14 protein-coding genes are annotated in these 16,999 nt (G+C 69.9%); 6 read left to right on the top strand and 8 right to left on the bottom strand.

Annotation, left to right across the window (positions count from 1 at the left end; translation table 11 throughout):
* Positions 1 to 116 precede the first annotated feature (116 nt).
* Together OG494_RS37010 and OG494_RS37005 are read left to right on the top strand one after the other, a co-directional pair.
* The gene (locus tag OG494_RS37010; RefSeq protein WP_328446701.1) at positions 117 to 1,436 is read left to right on the top strand and encodes an aminotransferase-like domain-containing protein; all 1,320 of its coding nucleotides are present in this window, start codon (positions 117 to 119) and stop codon (positions 1,434 to 1,436) included.
* 28 nt (positions 1,437 to 1,464) lie between these two features.
* Positions 1,465 to 2,409 (top strand): D-alanine--D-alanine ligase family protein, encoded by a 945-nt coding sequence (locus OG494_RS37005; RefSeq protein WP_247059635.1) that lies wholly within the window; start codon positions 1,465 to 1,467, stop codon positions 2,407 to 2,409.
* Between the two features lie 345 nt (positions 2,410 to 2,754).
* On the opposite strand, the gene OG494_RS37000 is transcribed toward OG494_RS37005, so the two are convergent.
* The 8 genes from OG494_RS37000 to rpmH all read right to left on the bottom strand — a co-directional run bounded on the left by OG494_RS37000 (position 2,755) and on the right by rpmH (position 10,594).
* Positions 2,755 to 3,753, bottom strand: a complete 999-nt coding sequence (locus OG494_RS37000; RefSeq protein ID WP_328446698.1) for a ParB/RepB/Spo0J family partition protein — start codon at positions 3,751 to 3,753, stop codon at positions 2,755 to 2,757.
* Positions 3,750 to 4,673: a ParA family protein gene (locus OG494_RS36995; RefSeq protein WP_442874331.1), complete on the bottom strand. Its 924-nt coding sequence runs from the start codon at positions 4,671 to 4,673 to the stop codon at positions 3,750 to 3,752. Before OG494_RS36995 ends, OG494_RS37000 begins: the two co-directional genes overlap by 4 nt.
* Before the next feature lie 86 nt (positions 4,674 to 4,759).
* Entirely contained in the window at positions 4,760 to 5,440 is a 681-nt protein-coding gene (rsmG, locus tag OG494_RS36990; RefSeq protein WP_328446694.1) for a 16S rRNA (guanine(527)-N(7))-methyltransferase RsmG, read from the bottom strand.
* Between the two features lie 2,456 nt (positions 5,441 to 7,896).
* Positions 7,897 to 8,457: a Jag family protein gene (locus OG494_RS36985; protein ID WP_328446692.1), complete on the bottom strand. Its 561-nt coding sequence runs from the start codon at positions 8,455 to 8,457 to the stop codon at positions 7,897 to 7,899.
* 30 nt (positions 8,458 to 8,487) lie between these two features.
* Positions 8,488 to 9,648 (bottom strand): membrane protein insertase YidC, encoded by a 1,161-nt coding sequence (gene yidC / locus OG494_RS36980; RefSeq protein WP_328446690.1) that lies wholly within the window; start codon positions 9,646 to 9,648, stop codon positions 8,488 to 8,490.
* A 5-nt stretch (positions 9,649 to 9,653) separates the two neighbouring features.
* Complete coding sequence (gene yidD / locus OG494_RS36975) at positions 9,654 to 9,989, bottom strand: membrane protein insertion efficiency factor YidD (protein ID WP_323325269.1); 336 nt, start codon at positions 9,987 to 9,989, stop codon at positions 9,654 to 9,656.
* A gap of 5 nt (positions 9,990 to 9,994) precedes the next feature.
* Positions 9,995 to 10,429, bottom strand: coding sequence for a ribonuclease P protein component (rnpA, locus tag OG494_RS36970; protein ID WP_328446686.1), 435 nt, complete (start codon positions 10,427 to 10,429; stop codon positions 9,995 to 9,997).
* 21 nt (positions 10,430 to 10,450) lie between these two features.
* Positions 10,451 to 10,594: a 50S ribosomal protein L34 gene (gene rpmH / locus OG494_RS36965; protein ID WP_247059643.1), complete on the bottom strand. Its 144-nt coding sequence runs from the start codon at positions 10,592 to 10,594 to the stop codon at positions 10,451 to 10,453.
* Positions 10,595 to 11,202: 608 nt separating this feature from the next.
* Between rpmH and dnaA the strand changes: the two genes are divergently transcribed.
* The 4 genes from dnaA to recF all read left to right on the top strand — a co-directional run bounded on the left by dnaA (position 11,203) and on the right by recF (position 16,925).
* A complete protein-coding gene (gene dnaA / locus OG494_RS36960; protein WP_328446684.1) occupies positions 11,203 to 12,813 on the top strand; it encodes a chromosomal replication initiator protein DnaA in 1,611 nt (536 codons plus the stop codon).
* 876 nt (positions 12,814 to 13,689) lie between these two features.
* Positions 13,690 to 14,823: a DNA polymerase III subunit beta gene (dnaN, locus tag OG494_RS36955; protein WP_328446682.1), complete on the top strand. Its 1,134-nt coding sequence runs from the start codon at positions 13,690 to 13,692 to the stop codon at positions 14,821 to 14,823.
* Between the two features lie 34 nt (positions 14,824 to 14,857).
* The gene (gnd, locus tag OG494_RS36950) at positions 14,858 to 15,748 is read left to right on the top strand and encodes a phosphogluconate dehydrogenase (NAD(+)-dependent, decarboxylating) (RefSeq protein WP_328446680.1); all 891 of its coding nucleotides are present in this window, start codon (positions 14,858 to 14,860) and stop codon (positions 15,746 to 15,748) included.
* A gap of 22 nt (positions 15,749 to 15,770) precedes the next feature.
* Positions 15,771 to 16,925 (top strand): DNA replication/repair protein RecF, encoded by a 1,155-nt coding sequence (gene recF / locus OG494_RS36945; protein ID WP_328446678.1) that lies wholly within the window; start codon positions 15,771 to 15,773, stop codon positions 16,923 to 16,925.
* The last annotated feature ends 74 nt before the right edge of the window (positions 16,926 to 16,999 follow it).

Below are 16,999 nucleotides of genomic sequence, written 5' to 3'. Positions count from 1 at the left end.
CGATGTGAGAAGCACCGAAAGGTCAGGGGTCCTCGACAGGCCCCGGTTACACTCGATGGATCTACCGCTCCCGCGCGGGAGCGGACCGTGTCCACCGACCCCCGGGTGAATCGTCGATGACCGAGAACCGCCCCAGCAAGCCGCACAGCGGCCGCCAGAACCTCGACCCGCACCTCGAGCGGTATGCCGCGCGCACCGCCGGGATGACCGCTTCCGAGATCCGGGCGCTGTTCGCGGTCGCCAGCCGGCCCGAGGTGGTTTCCCTCGCCGGTGGCATGCCGAACCTGGCCGCGCTGCCGCTCGACACGCTCTCGGCGCAGGTGGCGGAGATCATCGCCGAAGACGGCCTGGTGGCCCTGCAGTACGGCTCGGCGCACGGCGTCCCGGCGCTGCGCGAGCAGATCTGCGAAATCATGGCGCTGGAAGGCATCAAGGCGCACCCGGACGACGTCGTGGTGACCGTCGGCTCCCAGATGGGCCTGGACATGGTCACGCGGCTGTTCTGCGACCCGGGTGACGTCGTGATCGCCGAAGGCCCCTCCTACGTCGGCGCGCTGGGCTCCTTCGCCGCGTACCAGGCGCAGGTCGTGCACGTCGCGATGGACGAAAACGGCCTGGTGCCGGAACTGCTGCGCGAGGCACTCGCGCAGACGGAAAAGGCCGGCCGGCGCGTCAAGTTCCTCTACACGATCCCGAACTTCCACAACCCCGCCGGCGTCACGCTGGCCGTGGAGCGCCGCGCGGAGATCCTGGAGATCTGCCGCGAGCACGGTGTCCTGGTCGTCGAAGACAACCCGTACGGGCTACTCGGGTTCGACGGGCAGACGTACCCGGCATTGCGTTCGACGGACCCCGACAACGTCGTGTACCTCGGCTCGTTCTCGAAGACGTTCGCGTCCGGCCTGCGCGTCGGCTGGGTGCTGGCGCCGCACGCCGTCCGCGAAAAGCTCGTGCTGGCCGCGGAGTCGGCGACCCTGTGCCCGCCGACCCTCAACCAGCTGATCGTGTCGCGGTACCTGGCCACGCACGACTGGAAGGGCCAGATCAAGAAGTTCCGCGAGAACTACCGCGAACGGCGCGACGCGATCCTGTCCGCGCTCGACCAGTACCTGCCCCCGGGCTGCTCGTGGACGAAGCCGGACGGCGGGTTCTACGTCTGGGTGACCGTGCCGGAAGGCGTCGACACCAAGGCGATGCTGCCGCGAGCGGTGACCGCGCGGGTGGCGTACGCGTCCGGCACCGGCTTCTACGCCGACGGTTTCGGCAGCCGCCAGATGCGGTTGTCCTACTGCTACCCGACGCCGGAGCGGATCCGCGAGGGCGTCCGGCGCCTGGCCGCCGTGCTGGAGTCCGAAATGGACTTGGCCCGCACCTTCGGTAACGTGAGCGCGCGCCAGATCCAGGGGCCGCCGAACCCGTCCCCCGACACGGTCTGAAATTCATTCCAGCTAAGGAGTTTCCACGGTGGTCGACCGTACCGTTGCCGTGCTCGCCGGCGGGCTTTCGCACGAACGCGACGTCTCGCTGAGGTCCGGGCGACGGCTCTCTGCGGCGCTCAAGTCCGAAGGCCTCGGCATCGAGGAGTGGGACACCGACGCGGGGTTGCTGGAGCGCCTGCGCACGCAGCGCCCGGACGCCGTGGTCGTCGCGCTGCACGGCGGTGAGGGCGAAAACGGCTCGGTGCAGACGGTGCTGGAAATGCTGGACGTGCCGTTCGTCGGCACCGGCTCCCAGGGCTGCCGCCGCGCGTGGGACAAGCCGACGGCCAAGGCGCTCATCGAGAACGCCGGCTTCGTGACGCCGGGCTGGGTCGTGTTGCCGCACAGCACGTTCCGGGAGCTCGGCGCCCAAGCGGTGCTCGACGCGATGGTGGAGCAGCTCGGCCTGCCGCTGATCCTCAAGCCGGACCAGGGTGGCTCGGCGCTCGGCACGCAGGTGGTGCGCGAAGCGGCGGAACTGCCCGCGGCGATGGTCGGCTGCTTCGCCTACGGCGACACGGTGCTCGCCGAGCGGTTCGTGGCCGGCGTCGAGGTGGCCGTGACGGTCATCGAGGGCGAGAACGGCCCCGAGGCCCTGCCCGCGGTCGAGATCGTGCCGGAGAGCGGCGTCTACGACTACACGGCCCGCTACACCGCCGGCCTGACGGACTTCTTCACCCCGGCCCGCCTCGACGACGCCGCGGCCAAGGCGGCGGCCGAGCTGGCCGTCGCCGCGCACCGAGTTCTCGGGCTCCGGGACATCTCGCGGACCGACGCGATCGTCGCCGAAGACGGCACGGTCCACTTCCTCGAAGTGAACCCGTCACCCGGGCTCACCGAGACGTCGACGGTCCCGATGGCGATCGACGCGGCGGGCAAGTCACTCGGCACAGTGTTCGCCGACCTGATCGGGCGCGCGATCTCCCGCTGAACCAGAAGTACGGACAGAAGTGGTCGGCCACCGGGTCGGCCACTTCTTCTGTTTCCGGGGGCTGTCGACTTCCAGTACCCGGAAGCCGAATTCTCGCGCCTTCGCGGCCGGCGAGTCGAGCGCACGCAAGTCGTCGAGCGCCCACTCGAACCCGCACCGCGAATCGCGCGAGCGTCAGCCGCTATCTCTTCCGGCGCGCGGCGGACCCGGTTCGGTTCCCCCGATCCGGAGCACTCGGCCGAGCGTTCCGGTCGGATCCCACACGCTGCCGCCCTCGTTGCTCAGCGTCGCGGCGATGTCAGCGATTCGCAATCATCACCGTGACGAAACACCCTGGGGTGATCCCTAATCGGAATCCGGTGTCTGATTCGCCCCATTCGCGTCGATGATCGAGACAATGCGCTCGAGGTCGTCGACCGAACCGAACTCGAGCACGATCCGGCCCTTGCGCCGGCCGAGGTCGACCTTCACGCGGGTGTCGAACCGATCCGAAAGCCGGTTGGCGAGGTCCTGCAGTCCGGGCGCCTGGATCGGCTTGCGCGGCGCGGGCTTCGGCTTGGCCGGCTTCTCGCTCTTCTTGAGCGTGACGGCTTCCTCGGTCGCCCGCACCGACATGCCCTCCGCGATGATGCGGGCGGCGAGCTCTTCCTGGCTGTCGGCGTCCTCCAGCGACAGCAACGCACGCGCGTGCCCGGCGGAGAGAACGCCCGCGGCGACCCGGCGCTGCACCGGCAGGGGGAGCTTGAGGAGCCGGATGGTGTTGGTGATGACCGGCCGGCTGCGACCGATCCGGCTCGCCAGCTCCTCGTGCGTGACCGCGAACTCGTCGAGCAGCTGCTGGTACGCCGCCGCCTCTTCGAGCGGGTTCAGCTGCACGCGGTGGATGTTCTCCAGGAGCGCGTCGCGCAGCATCGACTCGTCGGCGGTCTGCCGGACGATCGCCGGGATCGCTTCGAGCTCCGCCTGCTGCGACGCCCGGAGCCGCCGCTCGCCCATGACGAGCTCGTACTCGTCGTTCCCGAGCTCGCGGACCACGATGGGCTGCATGAGCCCGAACTCGCGGATCGAGTGCTCGAGTTCGGCGAGTGCTTCTTCGTCGAAAGCCAGGCGCGGCTGCTTCGGGTTCGGCTTGATCGAGCCGACCGGGATCTCGCGGTAGACCGCCCCGGCGACCTCGCCGCTGTGCTGCTTCGCCTGACCGTTCGCCGCGAACCAGCCCTTTTCCTCGGCCGCTTTCTTGTCCGCAGCCGACCCCTCACCGGGCGCGGGCAGCGGACCGCCGGCCGGCCCGGTCGGGATGAGAGCGGCGAGGCCGCGCCCCAGCCCTCCTCTGCGCTCGGTCATGTCGAACTACTCCCTTCCAACTGTGCGCCTCGCTCGGCGATCTCCTTCGCCGCGTCGACGTAGCTCAACGCGCCGCGCGAACCGGGGTCGTAGGCGAGCACGGTCTGGCCGTACCCAGGTGCCTCGGAGACCTTCACGCTGCGCGGGATGACGGTCTTCAGGACCGTGTCGCCGAAGTGGTTCCGCACCTCGTTCGTCACCTGGTCGGCCAGCTTGGTCCGGCCGTCGTACATGGTGAGGAGGATCGTCGAGACGCGGAGCTCGCGATTGAGGTGCTGCTGCACGAGCTCGATGTTGCTCAGCAGCTGCCCGAGACCTTCCAGCGCGTAGTACTCGCACTGGATCGGGATGAGCACCTCCTGCGCGGCGACCATCGCGTTGACCGTCAGGAGGCCGAGCGACGGCGGGCAGTCGATGAAGACGTAGTCGACGCCGATCTCGTCGAGGATCTCCGAGGAGATGGCCTCCTTGAGCCGGGACTCGCGCGACGCCATCGAGACGAGCTCGATCTCGGCGCCGGCGAGGTCGATCGTCGCGGGGACGCAGAAGAGGTTGGGGGACTGCTCGGTCGGCTGCGCCGCTTCGGCGAGCGTCACCTCGCCGATGAGCACTTCGTAGATGGAGGGCGTCCCGGACCGGTGGTCGACGTCGAGCGCGGTGCTCGCGTTGCCCTGCGGGTCGAGGTCGACGACGAGCGTCTTGAGCCCGTGGACGGCGAGCGCGGCGGCGAGGTTGACCGTGCTGGTGGTCTTGCCGACGCCGCCCTTCTGGTTGGCGACGGTCATCACGCGGCGGTGGCCGGGCCGCGGCAGCGACCCGTCCGGGTGCAGCAGACGAGCGGCGCGGGTGGCTTCTTCGGCGATCGGCGTCCAGCCCACGTCGTGGCTGGTCTCCGTGGAGTCGGACGGCGGGGGATTCACCGGTCTCGACACCTCCTCCATATAGACGTCTGGTCGATGGACGAGTCGCGTCGTTTCACGTGGAACACCGCGGCTCGTTGTCTGCGCTAGCGCTTCCTGCTCCGCCCCTGAGCCACCTTCGACGGCTGGCGACGGATCTTCACGACCGTGCTGGGGACCTCTAGTACTGCCACACCGCACTCCACGATCACCGGATCGGCGCCGCCCGCCTTCCTGATGGCGACCCCGTCCCGCTCGATCTCTTCCGCCGCACTGGCGCCCTTGAGAGCGACCAGGAAGCCGTCGGGACGAACCAGCGGCAAACACCAGTCCGCAAGCCGGGCAAGGGGGGCGACCGCACGAGCGGTGACGATGTCGGCCCCACCGAGCTGCTCACGCACAGGCCGCTCCTCCGCGCGTCCCCGGACGATGGTGATCGGGAGTTCCAGCTTCTCGGCCACCTCGGCCAACCAGTCCACCCGGCGGGCCATAGGTTCGAGCAAGACGATATCGAGGTCCGGTCGCGCGATCGCGAGCGGTACTCCCGGAAGCCCCGCCCCCGACCCGACATCGACGACGCGAGCCCCCTCAGGCATCTGCTCGCCGATCACCGCCGAGTTGAGCACGTGCCGTTCCCACAGCCGCTCGACTTCCCGCGGACCGATAAGCCCACGCTCGACCCCGTGACTCTCGAGGAGTTCGACATACCCAGCCGCCTGGTCGACGTGCGCCCCGAACACTCGCTCCGCCGCGGTCCGCACCGCACCAGCGGCCTGCTCCAAGCTCACTCCGACTACTCCTAGTCCGCGCGTTTCACGTGAAACGGCGCTCAAGCGATTGTCCCTGATGTCCACGCGAAAACGAGCCGACAGACCGCAGATGTGGACAACTCCACTCAGCCAGCGGACGGTTCCACGTGAAACACCGCCCCCGCGCCCCCGTCGGCACGACCGCACGGAGGTCGGCAGGGCCGGCCGATCCGGCGCGAGTTCCACGTGAAACATCACGGCTGTAATTCGCTCCCCGCCCGCGCGGTCCGCCCGGAGGAGACCTCGGTATCGCCGCCGGCCACCACGCAACCGGCGCCGACGAGTCACAGGTGCGATCGCCTCACGGGTCCGGTGGCGGCACGGACAGCGGCAGTCGACCTCCGGCGCCTCAGCCGCGAGCGCGGGCAAGCACGATCGCCGCCGCTGCGACCGAGCCCGGCGGCGAGCAGCAGTCACCGAGCAACGACGCACGACGACGGCCAGCGCGCGGCAGCAACACGTGGGCCGACGGCACCGACCGTGAGGCGCTGTCAGCGGCCGGGCGCAAGCAGCAGCAGCGGCGGCAACGGCAATGAGGCTGCAGGCCGCTCAGCTGTCGCCATCTCATCGATGCCTCGTAACCACTGTCTCCGTCGCCTCCGTTGCCCGCGCACTCGAGCCCGGTCCCGCTCGCCCGCCGCGACCGTCGCTGTCGCCGCTGCGGCCGCCGGCGGCCACGCGACTCCTCGACCGTCGCGCCCTGCAGCGACCCCGCCCCCGCAGCGACCCCGCATCACCGCGCCCCCGCGCAGCCCGGCGACCCCGTGCCCACGTGCCCTGTGACCGTTGCGACCGCAGGGCGACCGCGGCCCCTCTGGAGCGTCGGTGGCGCGCCAGCCAGCAGCAGGCACTAGCACCCAGCCGCGCATTGAGACGCGAACGCGCCAGCGAGCGGTCGCGACGGTTGGGCCGCAGCCGCCGGCCGCAACTGCGGGCCGCGGCAGTCACGGCACGCGGCCCCCGCGGGCGGCCGGCGCGGTGCGGGCGGCGCGGTGCGGGCGGTGCGGTGCGGGCGGTGCGGCGCGGGCGGTGCGGTGCGGGCGGTGCGGTGCGGGCGGTGCGGCGCGGGCGGTGCGGCGATCGTGGTCGCCTAAGGCGACACCTCGACCGAGGCGGCGGGCACGGCGGCAACGATGGCGGCCAACACCGGCGGCGCCTCGGCGACGTCGGTGGCAGCAGCGTCCTGAGCGATGGAGGTGGCGGCGGCAACGGACACAGCGCTGGCAGCCGTGGCGCCCTAGTCCAGATCAACCGCAGACCGCGGCACAGCTGCCAAGCATTTTGCGCGGTGGCGGTCAGACGCTCCCGGCCAGAGGAGGAGGATCGGCTCACAGTCGTCGTACCGGCTGCGGTGGCGGCGGCGGTGATCGCAGCTCTCGTGGTCGTGCGGTTACGGCTGAGGGACCAGCAGGGCGGCGTCTGCAGACAGCATCAGCGTGGGTCAACTGACAGGCAGTCGTAGCCGGGCGCTTGGCGAGAGAGACGAGCGGTCGAGCCTCAGCCGCTTTGCGGCTGAGGCTCGGCTGCCGCTCCTGTCGCGGTCGCGGAGCCGCAGCACCCTTGACGCGGACGGCCGGTGGCCACGCCAAGGCGCATCGGTGACGCAGGCGGGTGGCCGCGCACAGCACCATCGGTGGCGGCTGGCCAAGGGACGGCGGCAGGCGGGGTAGCGGCGGCAGGCGACGTCCGTGGAGGCAGACAGGTGGCACCCACGGCGCATCGATTGTCACGTGGTGCCTGCACCTCCGGCCACGGGCGATTGCGGCAGCCGGTGCCCGTGGCGATAAGGGCAACAGCGGGCGACCTAAGAGGCCGGCAGGGGAGAGATCGAGCGGCCTGCACCTCCCCATCCCTCCCTGAAGCGGCTGCAGGCTCGGCACTGGCCGTCGCGAGATGACCGCGATCGCGTGGCAGAAGTCCGGGCACGCGGCACTGCTGGCCGCCAGCAGGTGATCGACGGCGGTCCCAGGACCACGCGGCGGGCGTGCGACGGTCCCACTCGAAAACCCGTCGCGCAGCGGCGGGACGGGGACTGGCCGCAGCCTCGTCATCGCGACCGCCGATGACCGGCGGACCGCGTCGGCCCAGCTGTCTCCGATCGGCCAGTCGGTGAGGTCTGGCCGAACCCCTCCCCGCAGAAGCAGCCGAAGGCGTCGCTCGACGAACGACCACCGCCTCCGCGTAGAACCGCGGCACATCGCCAGCCGGCTCCACGGCGGTAAGGGCGAGTAGCGCGTGACCGGGCTCGACTCCGCGAACCCGGTTCACGGAGTCGAGCCGGACTAGAACGCAGGCAAGTTCGGGGCCAGCCGCCCGGCAGTCCGACGCACCAGACGCGCGCCACAAACCGTCGCAGTCGGGCGAGCCCGGGCCAAGGACAACAAAAAGCGGCCCACCGGACCGAAGTCCGATGGGCCGCCGCGGAGTCCGTGGACTCAGGACTCCGGGAAGATCACCACGCGACGCTTGGGGTCCTCGCCCTCGCTCTCGCTCATGACGCCCGAGACCGTCGCCACCGCGTCGTGGACCACCTTGCGCTCGAACGGGCTCATCGGCTGGAGCCGCACCCGCTCGCCGTTCGACAGCACGGACTCCGCCGTCGAACGGCCGAGTTCGCGGAGTTCCTCGCGGCGGTCCGCGCGCCAGCCCGCGATGTCCAGCATGAGGCGGCTGCGCGAGCCGGTCTCCTGCTGGACCGCCAGGCGGGTCAGTTCCTGCAGCGCTTCGAGCACCGTGCCGCGGGGGCCGACGAGCTTCTCGAGGTCCTCGCCGCCGTCGATGCTCACGATCGCGCGGCCGGCTTCCACGTCCAGGTCGATGTCACCGTCGTAGTCGAGCAGGTCCAGCAGGCGCTCGAGGTAGTCGCCGGCGATGTCGCCCTCCTGGACGAGGACGTCGTCGCCACCTCCCGCCTTCCGGTCGCTCTCCTCTTCGGTGGCCGCGCCCGCGGCCGCGTCGTCCTGATCGGCGTCGATCGTGTCGATCGTCTCCGACATCATTCGTCTCCTCTCCGAACCGGTCGCGCCTCAGCGGCGCTTCCGGCCCGACTTCCTGGTCGAGTCTTTGAGGAGCCCGGGCACGCCCGTGCCGTTCTCCTGTGAGCCGTTCTGGCCGTTCGTGGCGGCCGGGGTCTGGTCCACGGCCGTCGCGCCGTCCGCCTTGGCGGCCGCGGCTTCGGCGGCCTTGGCCGCGGCGGCCTCCGCCGGCGTGGTCTGCGCGAAGCCGTGCGCCGAACCCGCCTTGGTGACCTTCTTCTGCGAGCCGGTCTGGGCGGGCTGGTTCTTCCGCTGCTGGACGGGCTTCTGGCCGACCTTCGGCGCCGTCGGCTTCTGCCCGGGCTTCGGGCCGAGCGTCGCGCGCTTCTCCGCGGCCTCCGCCTTGCGAGCCGCCTCTTCCTTGTCGATCTTCGTGTAGACGAGGCGCTGCTGCATCAGGGTCCAGCCGTTGTTCGCCAGCCAGTAGAAGAGGAGGCCGAGCGGGAACAGCGCACCGAAGACGAGGACACCGAGCGGGAAGATGTACATCGTCAGCTTGTTCATGATCGCGGTCTGCGAGGTGGCCGACGCGGCGTTCTGGCGGGCCACCGAGTGCCGCGCGGTGAGGTGCGTGGCGATGGACGCGACGATCATCAGGGGCAGCGCGACCGGGAGCACGCTCCACTGGAACCCGACGTTCGCGGCACCACCGCTGACGACCCCGACACCGTTGTAGACGGCCTCGCCGAGGTTGACGCCGAAGAGCTTCGCGCTCACATAGGAGTGGACGTCGGCCTGCGAGAAGAAGTAGTTCTCGGTCTTCGGGCCACCACCGGGCGGCGGCATCGTGAACGCGCGCAGGACGTGGTTCAGGCCGATGAAGACCGGGATCTGAAGCAGCATCGGCAGGCAGCTGCCCAGCGGGTTGACGCCGTGCTCCTTCTGGAGCTTCTGCATCTCCTGCGCCTGGCGCTGCTTGTCGTTCGCGTACTTCTTCTGGAGCTTCTTCATCTCCGGCGCGAAGTCCTGCATCTTCTTCATCGACCGGACCTGGTTCACGAACGGCTTGAACATGATGCCGCGGACCGTGAACGTCAGGAAGATGATGCCGAGGATCCACGAGATCGCCGCGGATTCACCGAAGACGAGTCCGAAGACCTTGTGCCAACACCACAGGATGAAGGACACGGGGTAGTAGATGAAATCGAGCACTGCTGCTACTCCTCGATCGGTGTTTCAGGTCTGCGGTGCCGCCACGAGAACGTCTCGGGCACGGGGTCGCGGCCGGGCATGGTCCACGGGCCGCAACGCAGCAGCCGGCGCAACGCGAGGTAGGAGCCACGGCCGGCACCGTGCCGGGTGAGGGCTTCGACTGCGTACGCGCTGCAGCTCGGGTAGAACCGGCACGCCGGTGGCAAGAAGGGCGAGATCGCCTTGCGGTAGAGCTTGATGGGGAGCAACAGGACCCACGCGACCGGGCCGGGCCGGGCGGGCCCTGGCTCGTCGTCGTGGTCGTGCTCGTCGTGCACTGAGTGCTCGGGGGTGGCTCGCATACCGGTCACACCGCTGATCCGTGGTCGGGGGCCGCGTCCGCGGGACGCGTCGGGCGGAGGACATCCCCGGCCGGACGGCGCGACGACAGTAGTCCCAGCCGACGCAGCGCGGCGTCGAGATCGGCCCCGAGCTCCGCGCTGGACGCGGTCGCGGACGGCGGCAATGCCCGTACGACCAACGCACTGCCGGCGGGCAGGGTTCCGAGCCGGGCCGAAACGAGATGACGCAACCTGCGGGACACCCGGTGGCGGACCACCGAGTTCCCCACGGCCTTGCTCACCACAAAACCCGCCCTGGTCGCCGACGAAGCATCGGCGGCCATGGACGGGTCCGTGGTCAACGCGTGGACGACGAGGCGGCGCCTGCCTGCCTTGGATCCGCGACGGAGGACCACGCGGAAATCCTCACTCCGCCGCAGACGTGCGGCAGCCGGCAGCACGGCGCGCCCCGACGTGCCGGATCAGGCCGACAGCGCTTCGCGGCCCTTGCGACGGCGAGCCGCCAGGATGCCCCGGCCTGCCCGGGTCCGCATGCGCAGCCGGAACCCGTGGGTCTTGGCGCGACGGCGGTTGTTCGGCTGGAAGGTCCGCTTACCCTTGCTCACTGCTTCTCCTGTGTGTCGCTGTGTCGTCTGCCCACCCGCCCGGAGAGGGACACGATCATCCCTCGCACCTGGCGTGTCGTGCGGGCGCACGGCAGTCTCTGGTGTCTCCTACCAACGTGTGGCCTCGTCACGACGAGCGACGACAACTAGGGCACGCGAAACGCGCCCGTCGCATACGGGAGACCTTACGAGGGTACGCACCCCCGACCGGCGCCCGGTAACCACCCCCTCGGCCACCGTCCGCGACGGGCCGCGCGAGGCGCGTTAGTCGACGCCGTGGCATCGAATGGCAACACGCCGTACACCGTGAAATGCTTGCGACCCAGGATGCCTTGTGGCAGCGAGCGGGGCTTGTTAGCGTGCCTTCTCTCGGGTCACCGGTCGAGGTGCACGAGTATCCGGGTGGTGGAGTGCCCACCGGCTTACGACGAGCCCGCAGGTGGCGTCGCCGCGGGTCGCCGTACATTAGTGCACAGCTGTGGACAACTATGTGGATATTCGCTGTGCCGGTACCCGGCCAGGTCCGCAGGGGGTCCTCGGGCGGTGTGACCAGGGGCGTTCCGGAGCCGGTCGGGCCGCACACGCCGTCGAGGGGAGGGGCCAGACAGGTGTCGGAGCACCAGCACAACCTGGGTGTCATCTGGGAACAGGTGGTACGCGAACTGTCCGACGGGACCCTGTCCCCCCAGCAGCGTGCCTGGATGCGCGTGACCCGCCCCATCGGCCTGCTCGACGGCACTGCCCTGCTCGCGGCCCCCAGCGACTTCGCGAAGGAAGCGATCGAACGCGGGCTCCGCGGCGCGATCACCGACGCGCTCTCCCGGCGGCTCGGCCGCGCCATTTCGCTCGCGGTCAAGGTCGACACCGCCGAGACCCTCGCCCCGATCGCCGCGCCGCGCTACGTCCCGTCACCCGGCCGGGTGGAAAGCGGCGTGAGCGCCGAGCCGGCCCCCGCGCCGATGCCCGGCCCCGGCCCGATGCTGCCGCCGCCGCGCCCCGAGCCCACCCCGCCGCGGCCGGCGCACCAGTCCGCCGGGCCGAAGCCCGACGACGGTGACGACACCGACGAGGAAGTCGACGAAGAGGGCGAAGCGCTCGCCGCGGTCCACGAGATCTGGCCCACGTTCTCCGGGCAGCCGATCGCCGGCCAGCCCTACACCGCGCCGGCGCAGCCGCAGACGTCGAAGACGAAGCTGAACGAGAAGTACACCTTCGACACGTTCGTCATCGGCGCGTCCAACCGCTTCGCGCACGCGGCCGCGGTCGCCGTCGCCGAAGCACCGGCCCGCGCGTACAACCCGCTCTTCATCTGGGGCGAGTCCGGGCTCGGCAAGACGCACCTGCTGCACGCGGTCGGCCACTACGCGCAACGGCTCTTCCCGGGCATGCGCGTGCGGTACGTCTCGACCGAAGAGTTCACGAACGACTTCATCAACTCGCTGCGCGACGACCGCAAGGTCGCCTTCCAGCGCCGCTACCGCGACATCGACATCCTGCTCGTCGACGACATCCAGTTCCTGGAGGGCAAAGAAGGTACGCAGGAAGAGTTCTTCCACACCTTCAACACCCTCCACAACGCGAACAAGCAGATCGTCGTCAGCTCCGACCGCCCGCCCAAGCGCCTCGAAACGCTGGAGGACCGGCTGCGGACGCGGTTCGAGTGGGGCCTGATCACCGACATCCAGCCGCCCGAGCTCGAGACGCGCATCGCGATCCTCCGCAAGAAGGCGGCGCAGGATCGGCTGGCGGTGCCGGGTGACGTCCTGGAGTTCATCGCCTCGCGAGTCGAGGCGAACATCCGGGAGCTCGAAGGCGCGCTGATCCGGGTCACGGCGTTCGCGTCGCTGAACCAGCAGCCGGTCGACGCCGGGCTGGCCGAGATCGTGCTGCGCGACCTCATCCCCGACTCGCACGCCCCGGAGATCACCGCGCCCACCATCATGGGCGTCATCTCCGAGTTCTTCGACGTTTCGCTGGACGACCTGTGCGGCCCGGGCAAGACGAAGGCGCTCGCCACGTCCCGCCAGATCGCGATGTACCTCTGCCGCGAGCTGACCGACATGTCACTGCCGAAGATCGGGCAGACGTTCGGCGGCCGCGACCACACGACCGTCATGCACGCGGACAAGAAGATCCGCAAGGAGATGGCCGAGCGCCGGCGGATCTACGACCAGGTGCAGGAGCTGACGTCGCGCATCAAGCAGCGCGCCCGCCAGTAGCCCGTTCTTCCTTACCTCCCAGCAAACTCCTCACGACTCAGGGGCGTCCGCATCGAGCGGACGCCCCTGAGTCGTTTTTGGACTGCCTGAGGCACGCCTACGCCCGCGAAGCGGCGAAGCGTACGTACGCGCGCTTCGCAAAGTCGCGAAAATTGTTTGTACACAAGGAAGTTTCCCCATGGTGTGGGCAGTTTGCCCACAGTGCCGGCGGATCTCCCACCAGCGACGACCCGAAATCCGTCCACACCCCGCCCACAGGCGATCCACAAGAAATCCACACCGTTGTCCACGCTGATTCCACAGGTTGCCCACATTGTGTGCACAGGAGGGCCCCGTCACTCGGACGAGCGAACCGGACCACGGGGAAGACCCACAGACCCTGGGTACAGAAGGCCTCACACCTGGGGACAACCGTGGGGATAACTGGGGACAACTGTGGACGGATCCGGGGCCGCCCGAAGTTGTCCACGGACGGCCCGATCTGTCCCCAGATCCGCCACCAGGGTTCTCCACACGCCCGCACGCCCTCCGACCTGCGCGAACGACCTCAATCCACACAATCCACAGGACTTACTACTGCTACTGCCTTTTAGATCTCTTCTAAGAGAGAAAAAGATAAAAACAGGCGGAGGACGAATCTGGGGACAACCGTGAGAGCGTGTCGTCAAGTCGACAAAGTCAAGGGGAGGCCGAGGTGACGGCCGACCCCGCGACGGCCTACCGTGGATGTCTGCACCTGGTCCGTGCTCCGGCAGTCGAGGCGGAGGGCGGACCGGCCGGAGCGGGCAGCCGGTCACTGCCCAGCCAGAGCGAGGCCGGGCCGGCCCCGTCGCCCTGTCCGAGCCGAACGTGCTCGGTCGTCGAAAGGATGCGCGCATGAAGATCCGCGTCGAGCGTGACGGGCTCGCCGACGCCGTCGCGTGGGTGGCGAGAAGCCTCCCCTCCCGGCCTCCGGTGCCGGTACTGGGCGGCGTGCTCCTCGACGCCGGTTCCGACGGCGACTCCGACGCGCTGACCGTGTCGGGTTTCGACTACGAGGTGTCCGCGACGGTGGGCGTCCCGGCGACGATCGCCGACGGCGGCCGGCTGCTGGTGTCCGGCCGGCTCCTCGCCGACATCACCAAGTCCCTGCCGAACCAGCCGGTCGAGATCGCCGTGGACGGCTCTCGCGCCACGATCACGTGCGGCAGCGCGCGCTTCTCCCTGCCGACCATGCCGGTCGAGGACTATCCGCAGCTGCCCTCGCAGCCCGCCTTCGCGGGTGAGCTCGCCGGCGACGCGTTCGGCCAGGCCGTCACCCAGGTCGTCGTCGCCGCGGGCAAGGACGACACGCTGCCGATGCTGACCGGCATGCGGCTCGAGATCTCCGGCAGCTCGCTGACCCTCGTCGCGACCGACCGGTTCCGGCTCGCCATGCGCGAGTTCACCTGGCAGCCCGCCGAAGGCCTGGCCGACGCCGCGGTGCTCGTCCCGGCGCGCACCCTCGCCGAGGCGGCCAAGACGCTCGGCGCGAGCGGCGCCACGATCCGGCTCGCGCTCGCCAGCGGCGAGGGCCTGCTCGGCCTGTCCGGCTCCGGGCGCTACACGACGACCCGCCTGCTCGACGCCGAGTTCCCGCCGTACCGCCAGCTGCTGCCCGCGACGCACACGTCGCGCGCGGTCATCGACGTGTCGGCTCTCACGGAGTCGATCAAGCGCGTTTCCCTGGTCGCGGAGCGGGGGACTCAGGTACGACTGGAGTTCGGGGACAACACGCTGCGGCTGTCCGCGGGCGGCGACGACGAGGGAAGCGCCGAAGAAGAGCTCCAGGTCGACTACGAAGGTGAGCCGGTGACGATCGCGTTCAACCCGGGTTACCTCGTCGACGGCCTCGGCGCCCTCCACAGCGACCGGGCGGAGCTGACGTTCACGACGCCGAACCGCCCCGCCCTCATCAAGCCGGCCGACGCCGAGGGCAACCTCGTCCCCGGCTACCTCTACCTCCTGATGCCCGTCCGTCTTCCGGGCTGACCCACAACTTTTTGTTAGTACGTAAGGGGATCTCATGGTTCAGCTCGGTCTGATCGGCCTGGGCAAGATGGGCTTCAACATGCGTGAGCGGCTGCGCGCGGCCGGTCACGAAGTGGTCGGCTACGACCGCAACCCGGACGTCAGCGACACGACGTCGCTCGAGGACCTGGTGTCCAAACTGGACGCTCCGCGGATCGTCTGGATCATGGTCCCCGCCGGCGACCCGACGCGGCAGACCATCACCGAGCTGGGCAACCTGCTCGCCGAAGGTGACATGGTCATCGACGGCGGCAACTCGAAGTACACCGACGACAGGCTGAACGCCGACCTGCTCGCCGCGAAGAACATCGGGTACGCCGACTGCGGTGTCTCCGGTGGCGTGTGGGGCAAGGACAACGGCTACGGCCTGATGGTCGGCGGCACCGCCGCCGACGTCGAGCGTGCGATGCCGATCTTCGACGCACTGCGTCCGGAGGGCCCGCGCGAAGAGGGCTTCTCGCACGCCGGCGACGTCGGCGCGGGTCACTACGCGAAGATGATCCACAACGGCATCGAGTACGGCATGATGCAGGCCTTCGCCGAAGGCTTCGAGCTGCTCGAGGCCGCGAAGGTCGTCAACGACGTGCCCGCGGTGATCAAGGGCTGGCAGCGCGGCACCGTCGTCCGGTCCTGGCTGCTCGACCTGCTCGTGCGCGCGCTCGACGAGGACCCGGACCTGGACGACCTCGAGGGGTACGTCGAGGATTCCGGCGAAGGCCGGTGGACCCTCGAAGAGGCGATCAACAACGCGGTGCCGGCGCCGGTCATCTCGGCCGCGCTGTTCGCCCGGTTCGCCTCCCGCCAGGAGCACTCGGCCGCGATGCGCGCGGTCGCCGCGCTGCGCAACCAGTTCGGCGGGCACGCCGTGAAGAAGGTCGGCGGGTAGGTCCCGTCCGGGAAGGAACCACGTGTATCTGCGGCATCTGCAGGTCACCGACTTCCGCTCCTGGCCCCAGGCCGATCTCGCCCTCGAACCGGGGCCGACCGTGCTGGTCGGCCAGAACGGTCGCGGCAAGACCAACCTGCTCGAGGCGATCGGGTACGTCGCGACGCTGGGCTCGCACCGCGTCGCGACGGACGCGCCGCTGATCCGGCACGGCTGTGAGCGCGCGCTGGTGCGGGTCGCGGTGGTCAACGACGACCGCGAACTGACCGTCGAGCTCGAGATCACCGCCGGCCGGGCGAACCGCGCCCGGGTCAACCGCGGCGCGGTCGGCCGGCCGCGGGACGTGCTGGGGATCCTGCGCACGGTGCTGTTCTCCCCGGAGGACCTGGCGCTCGTGCGGGGGGACCCGGGTGAGCGACGCCGGTTCCTCGACGAGCTGCTGGTGCTGCGCGCGCCGCGGTACGCCGGGGTTCGTGCGGACTACGAGAAGGTGCTGAAGCAGCGCAACGCCCTGCTCAAGACGGCCGGTAAACGCCGGACCGGGCGTGAGGACCCGTACGCGCTGTCGACGCTCGAAGTCTGGGACGACCACCTCGCGGTGGCGGGGGCGGAGCTGCTGGCCGCGCGCCTGAACCTCGTCGCCGACCTCGGGCCGTACGCGGCCGCCGCGTACATGGGCGTCGCTCCGGACTCACGGCCGGCGAAGATCTCGTACAAGTCTTCGCTGGGCGACGGCCTGCCGGAGACGTACGGCGTACCGGACGGGGAACGGGCGCAACCCGAAGTCCTGAAGGACGTCTTGCTCAAGGCACTCGGGGAAGCTCGCAAGGCCGAGCTGGAGCGGGGGATCAGCCTGGTCGGCCCGCACCGGGACGAGCTGGAGCTGATCCTGGGGGAGGCGCCGGCCAAGGGTTACGCGAGCCACGGCGAATCGTGGTCGTTCGCGCTCGCCCTCCGGCTCGGCAGCTACGAGCTGCTGCGCGGGGAGGCGGGTGAGCCGGTGCTCCTGCTCGACGACGTGTTCGCCGAGCTGGACCGCAAGCGCCGGGCCCGGCTGGCCGAGGTGGCCGCGAGCGCCGAACAGGTGCTGGTGACCGCCGCGGTCGACGAAGACGTGCCCAGCGAGCTGGCGGGGAGCCGGTTCGTGGTGGCGGATGGTGAGGTCACGCGTGGCTGAACAGCGCAAACAAGGCGCCCCAAGATCGACTCGACCACCCGGTGTGACCGCTGACACAGGAGTTGCCCACCGAT

It is taken from the genome of Amycolatopsis sp. NBC_00438, assembly GCF_036026695.1.
Lineage (GTDB): Bacteria > Actinomycetota > Actinomycetes > Mycobacteriales > Pseudonocardiaceae > Amycolatopsis.
Note: the sequence above shows the minus strand (reverse complement) of the source record. Positions and strands in the feature narration are given on the sequence as shown.